A 20,694-nucleotide genomic window follows, 5' to 3' on the forward strand; every position below is an offset into this window, starting at 1 on the left:
AATGCCAAATCAAGCTCCTGAGCCGAACAAAGAGACGGGTCTTATCGCCTGGTGGGCGAATAACCGTGTCGCCGCTAACCTGCTGATGTTGTTAATCATCATCACGGGTATTTTTATGGTGTCGCAAGTTCGCAAACAGATGTTTCCTGAAATCGAACTGAATAACATCAGTATTCAGGTTCCGTTCCCTGGCGCTGCGCCACAAGAAGTGGAGCAGGGTGTTCTGGTGCTCATTGAAGACGCACTCGAAGACGTCGATGGCGTTGAGCGTATTGTGTCAACAGCGCGGGAAGGCGGAGGCTCTGTTTCCGTTGAAGTAGAAAGTGGCTATGACCCGCAGGTGGTCATGGACGAAGTGAAAATGCTCGTGGACGCGATCCCGAACTTCCCACAGCAAATTGAGAACCCAAATATTTATCGGGTGCGCCCGCAACGTGAAGTCATTTGGATAAGTGTTTACGGTGATATGACTGAGCGCAGCCAGAAGGAACTGGCGAAGTCGATCCGAGACGACCTGAAATCGATAGGTGGGGTAACCAAAGTAGAGGTTGTCGGTGCCCGGGACTATCAGATCTCAATCGAGATCTCAGAGCAGGATCTGCAGCGCTATAACCTGACCTTCCAGCAGGTTGTAAATGCGGTTCGCGGGACCTCCATCGACGTTGCCGGCGGCTCTATCCGGACGCCTAACGGCGACATTTTGTTGCGTGCCAATAATCAGGCTTACTTTGGTGAGGAATACGAGAATATTGTTCTCATTAACCGACCCGATGGTACCCGCCTGACCCTTGGCGACATCGCTCAGGTGAAAGATGAATTTATTGAGCGTCGACGGTTTACGCGCTTTGATGGCAAGCCCGCGACCTTTGTTAAAGTGAATTCTGTGGGCGATCAGAATGACCTGGCCGTGGCTGAAGTGGTGCGTAATTATATCGATCGCAAACAGAAAGAATTGCCGCCGGAAATTAAAGTCGCCCATTGGGGAGACTCCTCATATTACCTGCAGGGCCGTCTGGATCTGATGACGGACAATATGATCTACGGTGGTTTGCTGGTATTTCTGATGCTGTCACTCTTTTTGCAGCTGCGCTTGGCATTTTGGGTCATGATCGGTATTCCTATCTGCTTCCTGGGAACCATTGCCCTGATGCCACTGCCGATGTTTGATATTTCCATCAACATGATCAGTCTGTTTGGCTTCATACTGGTACTCGGTATTGTGGTCGATGACGCCATCGTCATCGGGGAAAGTGCCTACTCTGAAATTGAGAAATACGGCAAAACCACTGATAACGTGGTGCGGGGCGCCAAAAAAGTTGCCATCCCAGCAACCTTCGGGGTACTGACCACTATGGTTGCGTTCATCCCCATGCTGATGGTGGATGGTGGTATGGGGGCAATTTGGGAGTCGATTGCGATAGTGGTTATTCTCTGTCTTGCCTTCTCACTGGTGGAGTCGAAATTAATTCTTCCAGCGCACATTGCGGCGATGAAATTCAGTAAATCCGGCAATGAAAAACAGAATGCTTTTCAACGTGTCCGGAATAAAATATCGGATAGTCTGCGGGTATTTGTTGAGCGTTACTATCGTCCTTTCCTGAAAAAGTGTCTGCACTATCGCTATACCACTTTGGCGTCGTTCATCGCCATGTTTATTTTGATGATCGGCTTAATCAGCGGCGGCGTTGTGCGCTGGGTATTTTTCCCCAATATCCCAAGCGACTTCATTCGTACCAGCATCGAAATGCAGCCAGGCTCGTCGGAAGAAGCGACCATCAATGCGCTGGAGACATTGACGGCCTCGTTGATGAAAGTAAATGAGGACGTTAAAGAGGAACAGGGTGAAGACGTCGTTCGTCATACCACGACATGGTTAAGTGGCACCACCAATGGCATGGTGATGAGCGAGTTAGCCAAAGGTGAGGAGCGCGACATTGATGGCTTTGCCATTATTAATCGTTGGCGCGAAGCCACACCTGAAATTGCCGGCGTGAAAGCTATTAACTTCCAGGGTAGCATCGGCGGTGGAGGCGGCTTTGATGTCGAGTTCCAGTTGGCCGGCGATGATCTTGGCCAACTTTCAGCAGCCGCGAAACAGATTAAGGAAGCCTTAGGCCAATTCGATGGTGTGTTCGATATTGAGGATACCTTTGGCGCAGGTAATGATGAGATCATCCTGGAGCTGAAGCCTCTGGCTACGGCCATGGGCATTACCTTAAGTGATCTTGCTAATCAGGTTCGCTACGCCTTCTACGGTGCTGAGGCACAGCGTATACAACGCGGTGATGAAGAAGTTCGGGTCATGGTGCGTTACCCGCTGGAAGAGCGTCAGTCCGTGGGTAACCTTGAAGATATGAAACTGCGCACGGCAAACGGCGATCTCATTCCCTTTACTGAATTGGCAGAGATTCGGTTCGCCAAAGGCTACAACACCATCACCCGTATTGACCGCGAGCGGTCAGTAAATGTGCGGGCGCGGGTGGATAAGGACCGGATTGAACCGTTTGAAGTCGTGCAGCAGGTTCGCGAGAACCACATTCAGCCGATATTGGACCAATACCCGTCAGTGAGTTTCCAGCTCGAGGGCGCGTCTCAGGATGAGGCGGAAGCGACCAGCTCATTGGCGATCGGTTTTATGCTGGCGTTGTTTGCGATTTATGCGCTAATGGCAATTCCATTGAAGTCTTACAGCCAACCGCTGATCATTATGTCGGTGATTCCGTTCGGAATGATAGGTGCAGTCGTCGGCCACTGGATATTGGGGATGCCAATTTCGATCCTGAGTTTGTTTGGTATCATCGCCCTGGCCGGTGTTGTGGTAAATGACTCTCTGGTCATGGTGGACTACGTCAACCAGGCACGCAAAGAAGGGGTCGCGTTACGGACCGCGGTACAGGATGCCGGGGCGGCGCGTTTCCGGGCGATTATCCTGACCAGCTTAACCACTTTCTTTGGCCTGTTACCGATCGTGTTAGAGAAGAGTCTGCAAGCGAAGATGGTTATACCGATGGCGATATCGCTGGCGTTTGGTATTTTATTTGCGACCGTCATCACCTTGTTGCTGATTCCATGTTTGTATCTCATCCTCGATGATACCAAGCGTGGCGTGAAAACCATGCTGTCCTGGTACGGTCTGGCTGAAAAGCCAGCACCAAAATCCGACTCGGACAATGCCGTCACATAATGGTAAACTAGAGACCTTACAATGATGAACGAAGTCGCAGCGTTGCTTTGCAGGCCGTTGCGACTTCCACTAATGCTGTCAGCGCAAGGTCAATAGCATGAGTTTAACGACACTCGATATTGTAACTCTGGCATTTTTTGTTTCAGTTTGGGTTTTCTACACCCAATTTGCCAGAATTCGTGCCCGCACCACCTATAGCTTGTCCCATATTTTACGCCAGTTACGAATTGACTGGATGATGACCTTGACGCGCAAAGAGCACCAGATCGCTGATGCGGCGCTTTTGGGTAATGTCGAGCGAGTGGTGACCTTTTTTGCCTCATCAACCGTGCTGGTGTTAGCGGGTGTGCTCACCTTATTAGCGTCAGCGGATAAGGTGGTCATTGTGCTGGAGTCTTTGCCCTTCACTGCAGCAACCTCTTCGGACAAAGTGCAATTTAAACTTGCGTGTCTGGCGCTTATCTTTGTTTTCGCATTTTTCAAATTCACCTGGGCGATACGCCAGTTTGGTTTTGTTTCGGTATTGCTAGGCGCTGCACCGCAGTATCGCAGCACCGATTTTTCTGACGAGCAGCGTGATACCTTTGCCCGGCAGGCGGCGAAGGTATTTGATCAGGCCGGACATGAATACAATAATGGTTTACGGGCCTATTACTTTGCGCTGGCATTTCTATGCTGGTTTCTGCATCCGGTGTTGTTTGTTGCTTCGACGGTGGTGGTCGTATCGGTACTGTATCGACGGGAATACCGCTCAAGAGTGCTGCGGGCACTGCTAGCGACCAAAGGGCTGGAACCAGGACGGATAAAACAACAGGAGTTGGAACGTGAAGTTGAATGATGTTGATGTACTCGAGTGGACGGTTTCAGGCTACGGCGGTGAGCAGTTGACCGATGACGTGCAGCTACTGAATCAAACCTTAGCCTATGACGGCGGCCAGATTATCTTTCAGGATTACGGCGTGGTGGTGATTGAACCGAGCGAACCTGGCAGCAAAGATGTGGTGTATTCCTGTGCTGTACACGGTGACGAAACCGCACCCATTGAGATCGTTCGCGATATGATCCATGGCATCATGCGTGGCTCGATTAAACCCGTGCAACGCACCCTGTTTTTGATTGCTAACCCAGCAGCCATTGCCATCAACAAACGCTTTGTTGATATGAACATGAACCGCTTATTTAGCGGTGCTCATGAAAAAGGGCACAGTCCTGAACATAAGCGCGCGGCGAACATTGAGCATTACGTCAGTGCGTTCTTTGACGATGCTCCAAGCGGCGAGCGGCGTCGCTACCATTACGATTTGCATACTGCCATTCGCGATTCTCAGTACGAGAAGTTTGGCGTCTACCCATTTACCCATGGCGGCCCTTATAAAAAAGACCAGCTTACCTTTTTGGCTGAATGTGGGGTCACTACCATCCTGTTAAATCAGGCACCGACGACAACCTTTAGTTATTACAGTGTCCGTACCCACCGGGCCGATGCCTTTACGGTTGAGCTGGGTAAAGTAAAACCCTTTGGCGAGAACGATCGTAGTAAGTTTGCAGCAGCCGAGAAAATGTTCACTAAGCTGATTTGTGAAGCTGAGCTGGACCTGCCCGAGTTTGATCCGCAACGCACCAAAGTTTTTGATGTATGCCGTACAATTAACCGTACAGTTGAGGATTTCAAATTATATTTCCCGGATGATGTGGCGAATTTCACGCCATTCAAGCAGGGGCAGTTGCTTGCCACTGATGGCAGCAAAGAGTATCGGGTCGAGCAGGCTGGCGAGCGTATTATTTTCCCCAACGCTAATGTAGCGCTGGGCCAGAGGGCACTGTTAACGGTCGTTGATATTCCGCTGGAACGGCTGCAACTGGTCTGATTTTATACTATGAGCACGCTCACCTATTTGCATGTCAGTTGACGTAAAGGTAAAGTGAGCGCAATTTTTCTGAGAACGAGAAAGTTATGGCAAAGGATAAACAACACCAGCTTGAAATCGTGACCGAACCGAAGTTTATCGACGGTTCAGCGTTAAAGATTCCAATGCTTCAAATCCTCAAAGAGGACGGCACTGTGCAAAAGGGTGCTCAGGTACCTGAGCTCGATAAAGAGCTGGCACTGAAGATGTTCGATACCATGCAGTTCATTCGTATCCTCGATGAGCGCATGATCGCTGCACAACGACAGGGCCGCATCAGTTTCTATTTGTCTTCGCTTGGTGAAGAGGCCGCAAGTATAGGTTCAGCGGCGGCGCTTGATGACGGTGACATGATCATGGGTCAATACCGTGAACAAGGCGCTTTAGCTTATCGCGGTTTTACTGTTGAGCAGTTCATGGACCAGTTGTTCTCAAACGAGCGCGACCTGGGCAAAGGTCGTCAGATGCCAGTGCACTACGGCTCCGCAGAACTTAACTTTATGACCATTGCCTCGCCATTGGCGACGCAAATCCCACAAGCTACCGGCTATGCCTTTGGCCAGAAAATGGACAAGTCGGGCACCTGTACGATTTGTTACTTTGGTGAAGGCGCAGCCTCGGAAGGTGACTTCCACGCGGCACTGAATATGGCTGCGGTCTACAAAGTACCGGCGATATTCTTCTGTCGTAACAATGGTTACGCTATCTCGACCCCGTCACAGGGTGAACAGTATGCCGGCGATGGTATTGCTCCGCGCGGTGTGGCTTATGGTATGAAGACCATTCGTGTTGACGGCAACGACATTCTCGCTGTCTACCAGGCGACGCAAATGGCGCGCAAGCTTGCTGTGGAAGACAACGAGCCGGTGCTGATTGAGGGCATGTCGTATCGTATGGCGGGTCATTCAACTTCGGATGATCCAACCGGGTACCGTACTCGTGACGAAGAAGATGCATGGCGTGCTAAAGACCCGCTGGCACGCTTCCAGACCTACTTGATTAAGAAGAAATGGCTCACGGAAAAAGACGCCGAAGAGATCTTTGCCGAAAAGAAAGCGGCAGTACTCGCGGCACTGAAAAAGGCCGAGAAAGTGCCTGCGCCACATATTGATGAGCTTATCAATGACGTTTATGACACCCCGCCTCAGCAGCTCAAAGAGCAGCTCGAGCAATTGAAAGCGCATATTCGTAAGTACCCTGAAGCGTACCCGAAAACAGCGTCACGCATTGATGGGGGAGAGAAGTAATGGCGAAGATGAATTTATTACAGGCCATCAATAGCGCACTTGATATCGCGATGGCAAAAAGTGAGAAAGTCTATAGTTTTGGTGAAGACACCGGCTCTTTTGGTGGCGTGTTCCGGGCAACCTCCGGACTGACAGAAAAATACGGGCGTCATCGTAACTTTAATACGCCACTGGTCGAGCAGGGTATTCTGGGTTTTGCTAACGGTCTGGCCTCACAAGGCAGTTATGCGATTGCTGAGATTCAGTTCGGTGATTACATTTTTCCTGCGTTTGACCAAATCGTAAACGAGTCCGCTAAATTCCGCTACCGTTCCGGTAACGAGTTTAATGTTGGCGGTCTGACGATTCGCACACCTTATGGCGGTGGCATCGCAGGCGGACATTATCATTCGCAGTCCCCGGAAGCTTATTTTGCGCATACCCCGGGTCTGAAAATTGTCATGCCGCGCAACCCGTATATGGCCAAAGGCCTGTTGCTGAGCGCAATCTTTGATCCAAACCCAGTATTATTTATGGAGCCTAAGCGCCTGTACCGTGCCTCTACCGGTGAGGTGCCTGAGGAAGAGTACAGTCTTGAGCTTGGTAAGGCAGACGTTGTGCGTGAAGGTAAGGATCTGACCATTGTTGCCTGGGGCGCGCAGGTCGAAATGGCCGAAAAAGCTGCCGATAAAGCGGCCGAAGACGGCATCGATTGCGAGATTATTGACCTCGTAAGCCTGCTGCCGTGGGATGCCGAAACCGTGGCAAAATCAGTGATGAAGACGGGCCGCCTCGTGGTGACCCAGGAAGCGCCTCTGACCAGCGGTTTCGCAAGCGAAGTAGCTGCTACAGTGCAGGACAAATGTTTCTTGTACCTGGAGTCGCCAATTGCCCGTGTATGTGGCCTGGATACACCTTATCCACTGTGTCACGAAAAAGAATATTTCGTCGATCACCTGAAAGTCTACGAAGCCATTAAAGCTTCGATGACCTATTAAGAGGGCCGGGACTTATGAGTAAAGATTTTATTTTACCGGATATCGGCGAAGGTATCGTTGAGTGTGAAATCGTCGAGTGGTTGGTCAAAGAAGGCGACACCATCAAAGAAGATCAGCCCGTTGTCGATGTTATGACAGACAAGGCGCTGGTACAGATCCCAGCCAAAGACGATGGGGTCGTGACCAAGCTTTATCACCAACAGGGTGACATCGCCAAAGTACATGAGCCGCTGTTTGCGGTCGAATCGGCAGATGACAGCGACGAAGAAGCCGCTGCACCTGCTGCTAAGGCCGAGGAACAGCCGGAATCCACTGCAACAGCCGAGTCATCGAGTGCCGGCTCTTCAGTGACTGATTTCATTCTGCCGGATATCGGTGAAGGCATTGTTGAATGTGAAATCGTCGAGTGGCAAGTCCAGGAAGGCGATACCATTGAAGAAGACCAGCCCGTTGTCGATGTCATGACGGACAAAGCTCTGGTGCAGATTCCAGCGAAAGAACATGGCGTGGTGGAAAAGCTTTATTACAAGCAGGGCGACATTGCCAAAGTGCACGAGCCTCTTTTTGCGGTGCGCGTTGCCGGCGATGGGTCGTCAGAGTCAGACTCTTCTGCTCAGCCAGCTGCCGCCGCGTCAACCGCAACCAGCACCGCTCAACAAGGACAGGCAGAAGCTCCGGTTGCTGCTCGTCAGGGTAAGGCTATTGCCAGCCCTGCGGTGCGTCGTCGCGCCCGTGAGCTTGATGTGGACATCAGTAAGGTTTCAGGTTCCGGTGCGAAAGGCCGCGTCATGAAAGAAGACGTGGAACAGCACGTCAGCGGTGCAGCCGCAGCGCAGAGCCAAGCCGCAGACGCTCAGGCCGCAACGACCTCTACCAGCAAGCCTGCAGGTGGTAAGCGAACTGAGGCAATTCGGGGCGTAAAAGCTGCGATGGCCAAAGCCATGACGGAATCGGTCAGCACCATTCCGCACTTTACCTATGCAGATGAATTTGATCTGACTGCGGTGATGGCGCTGCAGAAACAGCTGAAAGAGCGCTACAAAGATGAAGGTGTTCGCATCACCATGATGCCGTTCTTCATCAAGGCGCTGTCGCTGGCCCTGAAGGAATTCCCGATCATGAATGCGCAGGTCAACGATGACTGCACCGAGATCACTTATTTTGATGATCACAATATTGGCATGGCGGTTGATACTAAGATCGGGCTGCTGGTGCCAAATGTGAAGCAAGTGCAGAATAAGAGCCTGATCGACGTGGCCAATGAAGTCACACGTCTGACGCAATCTGCTCGCGAAGGCCGTGTTGCGCAGGAAGACATGAAAGGTGGCACCATTTCTATCTCGAACATTGGGGTAATTGGCGGCACAGTAGCGACCCCGATCATCAACAAACCTGAGGCTGCGATTGTCGCCTTAGGCAAAGTGCAGGAGCTGCCGCGGTTTGACGCTAATGGCAACGTGGTTGCACGCAAACTGATGACGGTGAGCTGGTCTGGAGATCATCGCATTATTGATGGCGGCACTATTGCCCGCTTCAACAAGCGCTGGCAGGAATTTCTTGAGGATCCAACCTCAATGCTGGTGCACATGGTCTAGTTTTCTGAGCTGCAAGAACTGACTAAAAAACCCGCATTCGTGCGGGTTTTTTTGATCCCGGACGAGTCTCGGGTTAGTATCCTTTAAACATAACAATAACAAGAGTATCAAGGTGTATGTCTGATAGCCGTTTAATCCCAGCCCATCGCAAAGTCTCTCGTCTTCGTCCTTTGCTTTCGGCAACACTTCTTGGCCTTGCAGTAATGAGTGCCTCGGTCAGTTCAGCAGTCCATGCTGCACCTGTAGTGCAGGAATCAGCTAAACAAAATTTTCAGGAAGTGTACCAAGCCTTCCAGCAGGCTGAGGCAGACCCAAACACTCCGAAAAGCGAGTTACAACAGTTAGCATTTGCGTCTTACATGCGTGGACGTGAGTATTTCGGCGCGGACCATATTAATACCGCCAATCTGGCGCTGAACCACTTATTGCTGTTGGATGCCGCACAACGGGTAGGTGAACAGCAACATGCGCTGGCAGCCTTGGTGGTAAGAGTTTTTGAGGATGAGTACGGGTCGTCGGCGATTGAGCTGTTAGATCCTTTATTGCTGGCATTGGAGACCATGCCAGAGGTGAACGAAGAAAGAATTTCTGACTATGAGCTGAAGTTTGCCGAAATTTTTAGTGCGCGTAAAACCGAGAATCCGACCTTTGTCCTGGCAGTGAAGACAGCCATGGCCGAGCAGTTATTAAGACTGAACCAAAGTCGACCGAACCTCTGGACGTCACTTTACCAGGACAGTAGAGAGCAACTTGGTGAAGATCACCCAAGTACCATTAAAACCGCCTTTTACGCCGCGATGGAAGACGCTGGCAATGATCGGCTTAAAGCAGCGATCGATAAGCTTGAACGAGTGGTTTCTGCTGATGCTGCAGGTAAGTCGGCAGTGATTCAGTTGCAGTTGGCGGCCTATTACCGTCTGGTAAGCTTCTACGGACGCTTGGATGAATACGAGAAAGTGACCGCAGCGCTGACCCGACTGGGTCAAATGAATAATGAACTCGGTGGCGGTTTGGTTGAGGAAGCTTTGTTTCGGGTCACCCCAGAGTTTCCTGCAGCAGAAGCGCAGGCGGGTCGTGAAGGCTCCGTTGAGCTGATTTACGATGTCGGCCGCAACGGGCGGCCGCAGAATATTCGCATCGTATCAGAAACCAGTGCCGCGTTCGGTCAGTCCGCCCGCGATGCTGTTGCTGGCTGGCTGTATGTGCCGGCATACGAAAATGGGAATCCGGTGGTACGCAAGAATGTTGAAGTGCAGCTCGATTTCGCCCTGCAAAAAGACTAACGCTTAGCTATCATCCGCCTTACCAGACCTGGAGCGAAGCGCTGTAAAAACGGCGCTAGCTTAGATAGGCCCGAGCCGACCACGACCTCAGCTTTTTGCGCGGCTATCGCTTGCAGTGAACGTCGCGCACATTGTTCCGCACTGATGCCTCCGGCATTATCCGGATCGGCTTCACCTAAAGCTGAGCCATCACCGGTCAGCGAGTTGTGCGCAACCTGAGTATTGATAAAACCGGGTAGGATAGAGGTGACACTAAGCCCATATTCGGCGGTTTCTGCCCGTAATGAATCCATAAAGCCAATGACACCGAATTTGGCGCCATTGTAGCCACTCCGCAATTTGGTACCTACCTTACCCGCCACCGAGGATACCGTCACAATATGGCCGCTGCGTCGTTCGACCATGCGTGGCAGTACCAGCTTGGTCAGCGCAACCACACCAAAGTAGTCGATTTCCATCAGTTGCCGGTACACCTGCATGTCGGTTTCGAGAATCAGTGAACGTTGCGAAATGCCGGCGTTATTGATCAAAACATTAATGACCTGGTCACCGAGTTGCTGCTGCGCTTCGCTGGCAGCAGCTTCAGGTTGACTCAAATCGAGTGCCAGCACCCGATGCCGATCAGGATGAGCGAGCGCTGTGCGCACCTGCTCCAGGACTTCAGCGCGGCGCGAGGTCAGGATAAGATGAGCTCCCGCCTCAGCCAGTTGTTGCGCCATGGCTAAACCGATGCCTGAAGAGGCACCGGTGAGCCAGACAGTTTTGCCCTGAAAGTAAGTCATGGCTTAACCCGCCGCTGGGTACATGTAATTCGCCTGAATACCAAGCGGAATACCGAGCATCCAGTAAACGATCAAAAATGCTGACCAAAGTACCAGCAGACTCACAGTAAAGGGCAGCATTAAGGCAACCAGAGAGCCGATACCGGTATCTTTCACATAACGCTGACAGTAGAGCACAACCAGCGGGAAGTAGGGCAGCAAAGGCGTAATGATGTTACTGGTGGAGTCACCGACACGGTAGGCCGCCTGAGTTAAGTCAGGTGAATAACCAAGTTGCATCAGCATCGGCACGAAAATCGGTGAAATCAACGCCCACTTGGCGGACGCTGAGCCGACAAACAAGTTAATAAAGGCGACCAGGAAAATAATACCGACCATGGTCACACCGCCGGAAAGTTCGAGCGAGCTAAGGAAGGTTGCACCTTTGATGGACAATAAAATACCCAGGTTAGAATCGCCAAAGGCTTTAATAAATAAGGCACAGAAGAACGCCATAACCATGTAATAGGCCATGCCTTCCATCGACTTCGTCATCGCACCGATGACATCCTGGGAGTTGCTGAAGTTTCCGGAGATATAGCCGTGTACGATACCGGGCAGAATGAACAGCAGGAAAATTAACGGCACAATCATCTGCATCAGCGGTGCTGCAAAGGAGGCCAGCTCACCTGTAGGATCGGCAAGCGGCGTATTTTCAGCGGTTGCAGCGAAGTACAGTGCAGCGAGGCCAACGACCATGGTCAGAACACCGGCATAAAACGCTTTACGATCGCGTGGTGTGACATCGTCAAGCGCTGGCATGTCTTCCTGATCACCATCAATCGGAGTCTTGCTCAGGCGCGGTTCAATCACACGGTCGGTCAGATACCAGCCGACGGCGACCACAATAATTGACGACATCGCGGTGAAGTAATAGTTGTTCAAGGGGTTTAACTGTATCGCTGGATCGAGAATTTTGGCAGCAGACTCGGTAAAACCTTGTAACAGCGGATCAACGGCCGAGGGTACAAAGTTAGCACTGAAACCACCCGAGACCCCGGCAAAGGCAGCGGCAATACCCGCCAGCGGGTGACGGCCTGCAGCATAGAAAATCACGCCGCCCAGCGGAATCACCAGAACATAGCCGGCATCGACCGCAGTATGGCTGACAATGGCAATTAGAATCAGCACGGGCGTCAGCAGTACCTTCGGCGTCACGTTAAGCATCAGCTTGATGGCAACATTGATAAAGCCGCTACGTTCGGCGACACCAACACCAAGCATAGCGACCAGCACCACGCCTAAGGGCGCAAAGCCCATAAAGGTGCCGACCATATTGGCAAGAAAGTCTGCCATCGCCGCTCCGCTTAATAGGTTTGTGACTTCAACGTTTTCACCTGTTAAGGGATGCACCGCATCAAATTGTACGCCGGAAAGCAGGAAGCTGAAGACCCAAACAATGATCAGCAAGCCAAAAAACATAACGGCTGGATCAGGAAGTTTGTTGCCGACCTTCTCGACTTTGTCGAGCATGCGGTTGAGCAACGAGGATGATTCAGACATGAGAAACCCCTTTAAGTATTGTTATTATTCGTCGGACGAAAGTATCATACCCCATCACCGAAGAAGCACAAGAGACACTATGATTTGCGGAACAGATGAAGCAGGGCGGGGACCTATCGCGGGCCCTGTAGTTGCAGCGGCCGTTATCCTTGACCCGAGACGCCCGATCCTGGGTATCAATGACTCGAAAAAGCTATCGGAAAAGAAACGCGAAGCATTGAGCCAGGAAATTAAAGAGAAGGCATTGTACTGGTCGATCGCGCAATGCGATGCCGATGAGATAGATGCCATTAATATTTTGCAAGCGTCGTTACTGGCGATGCAACGCGCCGTTGAAGGGCTGGGGGTGACACCGGAAAAGGTCTTGGTTGATGGCAATCGGTTGCCGAAGTTAATCGTGCCAGGTGCAGCTATCATCGGTGGTGATGGGCTGCATGAGTGTATCGGTGCAGCCTCCATTCTTGCCAAGGTGGAACGTGATCGACAGATGCTGCTTTGGCATGCACACTATCCTGATTACGACTTTGCCAAACACAAAGCCTATCCCACCCCCGGGCATCTGGAGCTACTGCAACGCTTCGGTGCATGCCCCATCCACCGGCGTAGCTTTAAGCCGGTGCGCCGCGTACTGGGCGAGATTGACTAAGCGGTGTTCTTAGCGCCATTCAGGCAGACGCGGCTGATAATGGTACGTAACTGCTGTTGTGCCGGAGCAATTTCATCAAGCCGGATAAACTCGTCAGGTTGATGTGCCTGAGCAATGGAACCGGGCCCCATGACTATGGTCTGGCAGCCCAGCTCCTGCACGAAAGGCGCTTCGGTACAGTAGTTGGCCGGTTCGGCGCAGTTACCGGTGATCTCTTGCACGAGTTGCACAATGGCAGAGTCCGGATCGCAGCGATAGCCAGGAATAGCTTCATGCAGATGCTCGAGGCAAATAGCCTGTGGGAACTGCTGTTGCAAAGGCTTCAGTTTGTCATCGATGAGGCCGTACAGTTCGTCCATCTGCATTCCCGGCAATGGGCGTAGATCAACGTGCATTTCACAGCAGGCGCAGATGCGATTCGCGGCGTCACCACCGTGGATATTGCCAAAGTTAAGGGTTGGATAAGGGACGGCGAAATGCTGGTCATGGTAGCGTTTTTGGAAGTCGCGCTGCAGTTCCCGCAAACCGGAAATAACATCGTGCATTACCTCAATAGCGTTGAGTCCCGCCCCCGGATTTGAACTGTGGCCACTTTTACCCGTTACCCGAATGCCTTCGGTCAGGTGACCTTTGTGCATGGTCACCGGGGTCATCGAAGTCGGTTCACCGATAATGGCGTAGTCCGGGCTTAGCTCGCCGAACGCGGCCAGCTCCCGGGCACCGGCCATGGTGGTTTCTTCGTCTGCGGTGGCTAGTACATAAACAGGTTTGGCGAGGTTGCCCAGATCTAATCCGCGCAGGGCTTCAAGCACAAAGGCAAAGAAGCCTTTCATATCGGCACTGCCAAGTCCGTAAAGCTTGCCATCGGCTTCGGTAAGTTGGAAGGGATCCCGAGTCCAGCGCCCTTCGTCCCAAGGCACGGTGTCGGTGTGGCCGGCCAGCAGCAGACCGCCGCGGCCATCACTGCCGGCCGGAACGAATTTGGCCAGCAGATTAAACTTGCCGCGCTGGCGCGTTAGCTCGTTGATACTGACAGAAAAACCTAAGCTCGATAACCAGCCGGCAAGCTTATCGATAACGGCTTTATTGCTGGTATCCCAATGTGGGTCCAGACAGGACACGCTAGGGGTCGCAACAAGTTCGCGGTAAAGCGTAAGAAAGGCAGGCAGCTGTGACATAAGAAGAACTCCGATAACGATAGCTTATGCAGCACAGCATACCTGATTTTGTTAGAAGTGATAACTTACATCGATGCGCAGACCATCGCCAAATTCGCTATCCTGATAGCGCGCTCCTACGGCAAACTCCGGGGTAAGATAAAAGCGGCTACCGAACTGGTACTGACTGTCACTGCCGGCATCCATGTAATCAACCCAGCCGAGGCCAGCGTAGAGTTCAAAACGGTCAATGCGGGTGCGCAGGTTACCTTCAACGCCCCAGTAAGCGCTGTCTTCCGGGCCAAAATCAACCTGTCCCAGACGACCTGAGAAATCAGCGACCAGATTATGGTTAAGCCACAAATAACGACCAAACTTCAACCCTTGCGCGTCGCGGCCGTCACCAAACGGACCCTCGTCACCGTCACGCAAGTAACCACTAACAAACCATGGTGCATTAAATTCATAACTGCCTTCCAGGATGATACTGTTATCGTCCGCGTCATGGTCAGCCACACCGAGACTGATAAAGTTAAACGCTTGTCGGGTTTGGGGAGCTTTGAAGGGACTGCTGTCCTGAGACTGGGCCAGCGTCGGCGCAGTCAGCATCGCGAATGCGCTGACAATGGCACTACAACCTACAAGTTTAGTTAAGGTTTTCATATTCAACACCTTCGTTAGGTGAATGTCTCTTTAAGTGTGGTCATAGGATGGCAGTTTAGAAAGGTCCCTTACACAAGATTTACCTCTAGGTTTTCGCCGGTTTTCATTGTCTTTGGCGGGTAAAAAAATTACTATAAACCGTTGTTTTTAACTGTTTCCAAAGGGTACCGATGAAATCTATTCCACACATTGATATGAGCCTCTACGACCAGAACTTTGAGGCCTTTGCGCAGCACGTTGGCGAAGGGTATGAAACTAATGGTTTTGTTGCCTTAACTAAGCATGGCGTTGACCAACAGTTGATTGAAGAGGCACTGGATGCCTGTCGCGATCTGTTTGCCTTACCTGAAGCTGTTAAAAAGCAATATCATATCCCTGGTGGTGGCGGTGCACGAGGTTACACACCCTTCGGTACTGAGATTGCAAAAGATGCGAAGCACGTGGATTTAAAAGAATTCTGGCATGTAGGTCGTGAGATCGAAGGTGAACCACCGTTCAAACAGTTAACTCCAAATGTCTGGCCTGCTGAACTCCCTGAGTTCAAAACCAAGCTGCTGCGTCTTTACAGTGCGCTCGATGCATTGGGCCTGCGTGTGTTAGAAGCGTTGGCGGTTTATCTGAAGCAACCGCGCGATTTCTTTAATGATAAAGTGAATCTGGGAAATTCAATTCTACGGCCGTTGCACTACCCGCCGATTGTGGATGAAGGAACCCCATCGGTGCGTGCCGGAGCTCATGAAGATATCAATGTACTCACCCTGCTGGTCGGCTCCCGTGAGCCAGGCTTGGAAGTATTGGCAAAAGATGGCAGCTGGATTCCGGTGACGATCATTGAAGGTGCTATTATCTGTAACGTTGGCGACATGCTGCAACGCATGACCAATGGTGTGCTGCCTTCCACGACTCACCGTGTGGTCAACCCGCCGGCACCCTATAGCCACAAATCGCGTTACTCAATTCCGTTCTTCCTGCACTTTAATCCGGATGTGGTGATTGATCCCCTGGCCAGTTGTATCAGCGATGAAAATCCAAAACGCTGGGAGGCAATTTCGTCAGATGATTATCTGATGGAACGTCTGCGTGAAATTGGTTTGGTGAAGTAATATGAATCAATGGCAACGGTGGGTCTTAGGTGGTGCACTGCTGACAACATCTCTGCTAGTGGCAGGTTGTGCGCAGTCGCCGGCAGCGCAAGCCCCCGAATTTGAACTCACTGTTGCTCATATTAACGACCATCATTCGAATTTATTACCGCACCAGAGCACGGCTCTGCAAGTTGAAGGCAAAGAGTACAGCATAGAAACCGGCGGTTTTGCGCGCGTGGTGACGCAAATCAATGCGATCCGCGCAGCACAGCCCAATGTGCTGGCGTTGCACGCTGGCGATGCCATCACCGGTACCTTGTTCTACACCGTCTATAACGGTGCCGCTGACGCGGCCTTGATGAACGAGGTATGTTTTGATGCCTTTGCCCTAGGTAATCATGAGTTTGATAACGGTGATGCGGGTTTCAAGTCGTTCCTGGATGCACTGGCAATGACGGCGAACTGCCGTACCGAAGTACTGGCTGCTAATGTTCAACCGCAAGTCGGTAAATCGCCGTTAACGCCCAAGACGCGTTGGGACAGCTTCAAGCCCTATGCGATTTTCCAGTTGGCCGGTGAAAAAGTCGGCATTATCGGTCTGGATATCGCCATAAAAACAAAAAACTCCTCGCAACCTGATGCCAGCACGCGCTTTGCCGATGAACTGGCCACCGCAAAGTTTTATATTGCCGAGCTGCAGCGGCAAGGCATTGAGAAGATCGGATTGTTGACTCACATTCAACTGCAAAACGATCTGCGTATTGCTCAGCAACTCCCCGGTGTTGATTTTATCGTTGGCGGCGATTCGCATACTTTAATGGGTGACTTTGCCGGCTATGGTCTGCCGACCGTGGGACCTTATCCCATGCAGGTCACAAATCTAGACGGTGATCCGGTTTGTGTCGCTCATGCCTGGCAATACAGCCAGGTAGTGGGCGAGCTACGGGTAGCATTTACCGGTGACCGCGTGGCAGCATGCGGCGGACAGGCGCATGTGCTGGTTGCAGAGAATGCACCGCAAGCGATTAAAACATTACCTCAGTTTACTGCAGTTGCTGAAAATCCGGCGGCAAAAGAGCTGCTGACAGGCTACCAGGCGAGCCTTGATGAGCTCACTGAGACGGTAGTTGCGGATGTCAAGGCGCGACTGTGTATGAAGCGAATGGGGCCGACAACTGTGCCCGGTTGCGGCACTGGCCGCCAATCGGACGCCCATGCGGTGGTCGCTAAAGCTTTTCTTGCCAGCTCTCCGCAAGCCGACTTTGCGCTGCAAAATGCCGGTGGTGTGCGGGCTGATATCAATGCAGGCCCCTTTACGATTGCCGACGCTTATCGGTTGTTGCCCTTTGCCAATACCCTGGTGGAAGTGCAGATCACGGGTGCTGAGTTGAAGCAGGTACTCGAGCAGGCCTTAAGTTACGCGCTGTCCGACACCGGCTCTGATGGCGGGTACCCCCATGGCGCGGGCATTCGCTTTGATGTCGATTTACAAGCCAAAGACGGGCAAAGAATCAGCCAGTTGCAGGTTCGTAGAGGGCAGGGCTGGCAAGCGCTGGATCCGGCTCAAACCTATACCATGATTACCAATAGCTTCTTAGCCGGTGGAGCCGATGGCTGGCGTTTACTGAGTAAGCTCAAAGCTGACGGGCGGGTACAGGATACTTACATCAACTATGCCCAGTCGTTCGTCGACTGGGCAAGCAAAACCAAGACGATCAAACGTCCGACTGAACACAGCACGCAAAGCTATCGGTCGTTGGACGAATGACGCAGCTGACGGTATCTGATAAAGCACGCTTTGATTTAACCGTTGTGGTGTTGGCCCTGCTCACGATGTTCGGGCCATTATCCATCGATATGTATTTGCCCGCCTTTGGCGATATCGCCGCAAGTTACAGCACTGAGTCCAACCGCGTTGAGCTATCGCTGACTTCATTTTTTCTGGGACTTTTCATTGGTCAGCTGTTGTACGGCACCGCATCTGACAAATGGGGGCGTAAACCGCCACTTTATTTTGGTCTGGTGATTTATATCGTTTCCTCACTGGCCTGTGCCTATGCGCCTAACCTCGAAAGTCTTATCGTATTGCGCTTCTTCCAGGCCATCGGTTCCTGTGCTGGCTTAGTGATTGCCCGGGCAATGGTGCGCGATCTCTATACGCCTCAGGCCTCGGCGCAAGTTTTCTCGTTTCTTATTCTGGTTATGGGCATCGCCCCGATCCTCGCGCCGCTGGCGGGCGCGTACGTGACTAAAGCCTTTGGTTGGCAAGCCATTTTCGTCATCGTCGCTGCGCTGGCCGTCGCCTGTATGGCGATTGTACATGTGCGTCTGCCGGAAACGCGCAGCTTTAACGGTGCGGTGCGGATGCGGCGCAGCCTGCCGATTTACTGGGACGTACTTAAAGATCGCGGTTTTTTGCGCTACTCCCTCGCCGGGGGCATCGCACAGTCAGGTCTGTTTGCTTATATCACCGGTTCACCGCTGGTGTTTATCGACCACTTTGGGCTGGATCCGACGCACTATAGCTGGCTGTTTGGCCTCAATGCTATCGGCATCATTGGTATGGCGCAGTTTAATGCCTGGCTGTTGCGGCGTCGCGACGCCCGCAAAATCCTCAATAAATCACTACCAGTGCTGGCGCTTATTTCGCTGCTGACCATTGTTTTTGCCAGCCTCAATGCCAACTTCTGGCTGGTCCTGATGATTGTATTTGCCTATGTCAGCACATTGGGAATGGTGTTTCCCAATGCCATGGCTGGTGCTTTAGCAGAACAGCAGGAAAGGGCCGGCTCCGCCTCAGCGGTCACCGGCAGTTTGCAGTTTCTTATCGCGGGTATTATTTCTGCGGTGGTGAATGTGGTGGGTCACATCACCCCGCTTGGTATGCTCTACGTGATCGGTGCCTGCGGTCTTACCGCAACCCTCTTGTATCGCGTCCTGCGCACCCCATCCTAAGACGGGGTGTAGAAGGTCGGTGTGGCAACGCCAACCGGCATGTCGAGGGCAAAAACCCAAATAAAGAACAAGATGGTCCAACCGACCAGGAAGAAAATACTGTACGGCAACATGGTGGCGATAAGCGTGCCGATCCCCACATCTTTTTTATAGCGCGCCGCGACCGCTAAAATCAGGCCAAAGTAGCTCATCATTGGGGTGATGATATTGGTCACTGAGTCGCCAATACGGTAGGCCGCCTGAATGACTTCCGGTGCATAGCCAATCAGCATCAACATGGGCACAAAAATAGGGGCGGTGATGGCCCACTGCGCGGACGCCGAGCCCAGCATCAGATTGACGAAAGCACACATCAAAATAAACAGGAGGAACACTGACGGGCCAGTGAGACCAACCTCCTGCAGGAATTGCGCGCCTTTGATGGCAAAAATGCTGCCGAAGTTAGTCCAGCCAAAAAACGCAACGAATTGCGCGGCAAAAAAGACCAATACGATATACATCCCCAGAGTGCTCATTGAGTCCGACATGGCATCGATGACATCGCGATCGCTGCGCATGACCTTGGTGATGCGACCATAAACGTAGCCGGGTATAGCAAAGGTAATGAAGATAAAGGCCACAATTCCCCGCAGGAAAGGTGAGCCTGCGACTGCGCCGGTTTCCGGATGGCGCAGGATGCCCCATTCGGGAACTATGGTCAGGGCCAGCAATATGCCAAGCAGTAAGAAGCTTAAGCCAGCGCCTTTCAGACCTTTTTTCTCGACCGGAGTCAGCGCTTCTACTTTCTGATCGCTTAGGTCAATACTGGCTTCATCTGGGTTGTATTTGCCAAGTTTGGGCTCAACTATTTTTTCTGTAACAAAGGTACCCATCGCGGCAATCAGAAACGTGGAGACGATCATAAACCACCAGTTCGCCTCGGGACCAACATAGTATTCAGGATCGATGAGGTTGGCTGCTTTCGTGGTGATACCAGCAAGCAAAGGGTCAACGGTACCAATCAGCAGGTTGGCGCTGTAACCGGCAGATACGCCCGAGAACGCTGCAGCAAGCCCCGCCAGAGGATGCCGACCCAGAGAGTGGAATATCATTGCCGCCAACGGCACCAGTACCACATAGCCAAGCTCAGAAGCTGTATTGGAGATGACGCCCGCAAACACCACAGCTAAAGTCACCACACGCGGATGCGCATTCATGACCAGGCCGCGCATGGCGGCGGAAAGTAACCCGGAGCGCTCAGCAATACCTACACCAAGCAGTGCAACCAGTACGGTTCCCAGTGGCGTGAAGCCGGTGAAGTTAGTGACCAGTCCGGTGACCACGCGTTGCAAGCCTTCGGCATTGAGCAAGCTCACGACTTCGATGACCTCACCACCTGGACGCGGATCCTGTGCACTTAAACCAAGATAACTGGCAAGCCCACTAAGGAAGATAATCGCGACTGCGAATAAAGCAAACAGGGTGATCGGGTGGGGAAGTAAGTTGCCGAGCCATTCAACCGTATCGAGAAATCGAGTGAATGCGCCACGTTTTGCGGTCGTGGAATTGGCCTGCGTCATGCCATGCTGCTCCTCTGGATGTTTTCTAAATTTTTTGAAGCGGTGATTGTACATGAAAACCGACGCAGGCTCATGCCTGAGTGTATCCCTTGAACAATGCCGGCAGATCTAC

16 protein-coding genes are annotated in these 20,694 nt (G+C 52.0%); 11 read left to right on the forward strand and 5 right to left on the reverse strand.

The window, feature by feature from the left end; all coding sequences use genetic code 11:
* Position 1 precedes the first annotated feature (1 nt).
* From J6J28_RS11450 to J6J28_RS11480, 7 genes are all read left to right on the forward strand, one after another.
* Positions 2 to 3,184 carry an efflux RND transporter permease subunit gene (locus J6J28_RS11450; protein ID WP_418055182.1) on the forward strand — a complete coding sequence of 1,061 codons (3,183 nt, stop codon included), beginning with the start codon at positions 2 to 4 and terminating at the stop codon, positions 3,182 to 3,184.
* Positions 3,185 to 3,281: 97 nt separating this feature from the next.
* Positions 3,282 to 4,022 (forward strand): DUF599 domain-containing protein, encoded by a 741-nt coding sequence (locus J6J28_RS11455; protein WP_301721883.1) that lies wholly within the window; start codon positions 3,282 to 3,284, stop codon positions 4,020 to 4,022.
* Positions 4,015 to 5,052 (forward strand): succinylglutamate desuccinylase, encoded by a 1,038-nt coding sequence (gene astE / locus J6J28_RS11460; RefSeq protein ID WP_418055183.1) that lies wholly within the window; start codon positions 4,015 to 4,017, stop codon positions 5,050 to 5,052. Before J6J28_RS11455 ends, astE begins: the two co-directional genes overlap by 8 nt.
* Positions 5,053 to 5,138: 86 nt before the next feature.
* A complete protein-coding gene (locus tag J6J28_RS11465) occupies positions 5,139 to 6,338 on the forward strand; it encodes a thiamine pyrophosphate-dependent dehydrogenase E1 component subunit alpha (protein ID WP_301721887.1) in 1,200 nt (399 codons plus the stop codon).
* On the forward strand, positions 6,338 to 7,315 hold the full coding sequence (locus tag J6J28_RS11470; RefSeq protein WP_301721889.1) for an alpha-ketoacid dehydrogenase subunit beta: 978 nt from the start codon (positions 6,338 to 6,340) through the stop codon (positions 7,313 to 7,315). Before J6J28_RS11465 ends, J6J28_RS11470 begins: the two co-directional genes overlap by 1 nt.
* 14 nt (positions 7,316 to 7,329) lie before the next feature.
* Positions 7,330 to 8,910, forward strand: coding sequence for a dihydrolipoyllysine-residue acetyltransferase (locus tag J6J28_RS11475; RefSeq protein ID WP_301721890.1), 1,581 nt, complete (start codon positions 7,330 to 7,332; stop codon positions 8,908 to 8,910).
* Positions 8,911 to 9,026: 116 nt separating this feature from the next.
* The gene (locus J6J28_RS11480; RefSeq protein ID WP_301721892.1) at positions 9,027 to 10,193 is read left to right on the forward strand and encodes an energy transducer TonB; all 1,167 of its coding nucleotides are present in this window, start codon (positions 9,027 to 9,029) and stop codon (positions 10,191 to 10,193) included.
* Here J6J28_RS11480 and J6J28_RS11485 read toward each other — a convergent pair.
* Both J6J28_RS11485 and J6J28_RS11490 read right to left on the reverse strand, forming a co-directional pair.
* Complete coding sequence (locus J6J28_RS11485) at positions 10,190 to 10,975, reverse strand: SDR family oxidoreductase (RefSeq protein ID WP_301721894.1); 786 nt, start codon at positions 10,973 to 10,975, stop codon at positions 10,190 to 10,192. The genes J6J28_RS11480 and J6J28_RS11485 overlap by 4 nt on opposite strands.
* 3 nt (positions 10,976 to 10,978) lie before the next feature.
* Positions 10,979 to 12,517 carry an AbgT family transporter gene (locus J6J28_RS11490; protein ID WP_301721895.1) on the reverse strand — a complete coding sequence of 513 codons (1,539 nt, stop codon included), beginning with the start codon at positions 12,515 to 12,517 and terminating at the stop codon, positions 10,979 to 10,981.
* Positions 12,518 to 12,596: 79 nt separating this feature from the next.
* On the opposite strand from J6J28_RS11490, the gene rnhB reads away from it, so the two are divergent.
* Entirely contained in the window at positions 12,597 to 13,163 is a 567-nt protein-coding gene (gene rnhB, locus J6J28_RS11495) for a ribonuclease HII (RefSeq protein ID WP_301721896.1), read from the forward strand.
* On the opposite strand, the gene argE is transcribed toward rnhB, so the two are convergent.
* Positions 13,160 to 14,341 carry an acetylornithine deacetylase gene (gene argE, locus J6J28_RS11500; protein WP_301721897.1) on the reverse strand — a complete coding sequence of 394 codons (1,182 nt, stop codon included), beginning with the start codon at positions 14,339 to 14,341 and terminating at the stop codon, positions 13,160 to 13,162. The two genes, rnhB and argE, sit on opposite strands and share 4 nt — an antisense overlap.
* Positions 14,342 to 14,392: 51 nt before the next feature.
* Entirely contained in the window at positions 14,393 to 14,983 is a 591-nt protein-coding gene (locus tag J6J28_RS11505; protein ID WP_301721898.1) for a hypothetical protein, read from the reverse strand.
* A 170-nt stretch (positions 14,984 to 15,153) separates the two neighbouring features.
* On the opposite strand from J6J28_RS11505, the gene J6J28_RS11510 reads away from it, so the two are divergent.
* The 3 genes from J6J28_RS11510 to J6J28_RS11520 are packed head-to-tail and all read left to right on the forward strand — an operon-like array spanning position 15,154 to position 19,023.
* Positions 15,154 to 16,086, forward strand: a complete 933-nt coding sequence (locus J6J28_RS11510; RefSeq protein ID WP_301721899.1) for an isopenicillin N synthase family dioxygenase — start codon at positions 15,154 to 15,156, stop codon at positions 16,084 to 16,086.
* A gap of 1 nt (position 16,087) precedes the next feature.
* On the forward strand, positions 16,088 to 17,836 hold the full coding sequence (locus J6J28_RS11515; protein ID WP_301721900.1) for a bifunctional metallophosphatase/5'-nucleotidase: 1,749 nt from the start codon (positions 16,088 to 16,090) through the stop codon (positions 17,834 to 17,836).
* Positions 17,833 to 19,023, forward strand: a complete 1,191-nt coding sequence (locus J6J28_RS11520; protein WP_301721902.1) for a multidrug effflux MFS transporter — start codon at positions 17,833 to 17,835, stop codon at positions 19,021 to 19,023. Before J6J28_RS11515 ends, J6J28_RS11520 begins: the two co-directional genes overlap by 4 nt.
* On the opposite strand, the gene J6J28_RS11525 is transcribed toward J6J28_RS11520, so the two are convergent.
* Positions 19,020 to 20,582 (reverse strand): AbgT family transporter, encoded by a 1,563-nt coding sequence (locus tag J6J28_RS11525; RefSeq protein ID WP_301721903.1) that lies wholly within the window; start codon positions 20,580 to 20,582, stop codon positions 19,020 to 19,022. The two genes, J6J28_RS11520 and J6J28_RS11525, sit on opposite strands and share 4 nt — an antisense overlap.
* Positions 20,583 to 20,694 lie beyond the last annotated feature (112 nt).

Source organism: Pseudidiomarina terrestris, assembly GCF_030466375.1.
GTDB classification, from domain to species: Bacteria; Pseudomonadota; Gammaproteobacteria; order Enterobacterales; family Alteromonadaceae; genus Pseudidiomarina; species Pseudidiomarina terrestris.

What these genes read in the sequence shown, in the direction of transcription:
- J6J28_RS11490 (WP_301721895.1), bottom strand. Translation starts at nt 12,517, where the DNA reads ATGTCTGAATCATCCTCGTTGCTCAACCGCATGCTCGACAAAGTCGAG.
- J6J28_RS11450 (WP_418055182.1), top strand. Translation starts at nt 2, where the DNA reads ATGCCAAATCAAGCTCCTGAGCCGAACAAAGAGACGGGTCTTATCGCC.
- rnhB (WP_301721896.1), top strand. Translation starts at nt 12,597, where the DNA reads ATGATTTGCGGAACAGATGAAGCAGGGCGGGGACCTATCGCGGGCCCT.
- J6J28_RS11515 (WP_301721900.1), top strand. Translation starts at nt 16,088, where the DNA reads ATGAATCAATGGCAACGGTGGGTCTTAGGTGGTGCACTGCTGACAACA.
- J6J28_RS11520 (WP_301721902.1), top strand. Translation starts at nt 17,833, where the DNA reads ATGACGCAGCTGACGGTATCTGATAAAGCACGCTTTGATTTAACCGTT.
- J6J28_RS11475 (WP_301721890.1), top strand. Translation starts at nt 7,330, where the DNA reads ATGAGTAAAGATTTTATTTTACCGGATATCGGCGAAGGTATCGTTGAG.
- J6J28_RS11465 (WP_301721887.1), top strand. Translation starts at nt 5,139, where the DNA reads ATGGCAAAGGATAAACAACACCAGCTTGAAATCGTGACCGAACCGAAG.
- argE (WP_301721897.1), bottom strand. Translation starts at nt 14,341, where the DNA reads ATGTCACAGCTGCCTGCCTTTCTTACGCTTTACCGCGAACTTGTTGCG.
- J6J28_RS11480 (WP_301721892.1), top strand. Translation starts at nt 9,027, where the DNA reads ATGTCTGATAGCCGTTTAATCCCAGCCCATCGCAAAGTCTCTCGTCTT.
- J6J28_RS11470 (WP_301721889.1), top strand. Translation starts at nt 6,338, where the DNA reads ATGGCGAAGATGAATTTATTACAGGCCATCAATAGCGCACTTGATATC.
- J6J28_RS11505 (WP_301721898.1), bottom strand. Translation starts at nt 14,983, where the DNA reads ATGAAAACCTTAACTAAACTTGTAGGTTGTAGTGCCATTGTCAGCGCA.
- J6J28_RS11455 (WP_301721883.1), top strand. Translation starts at nt 3,282, where the DNA reads ATGAGTTTAACGACACTCGATATTGTAACTCTGGCATTTTTTGTTTCA.
- J6J28_RS11525 (WP_301721903.1), bottom strand. Translation starts at nt 20,582, where the DNA reads ATGACGCAGGCCAATTCCACGACCGCAAAACGTGGCGCATTCACTCGA.
- J6J28_RS11485 (WP_301721894.1), bottom strand. Translation starts at nt 10,975, where the DNA reads ATGACTTACTTTCAGGGCAAAACTGTCTGGCTCACCGGTGCCTCTTCA.
- J6J28_RS11510 (WP_301721899.1), top strand. Translation starts at nt 15,154, where the DNA reads ATGAAATCTATTCCACACATTGATATGAGCCTCTACGACCAGAACTTT.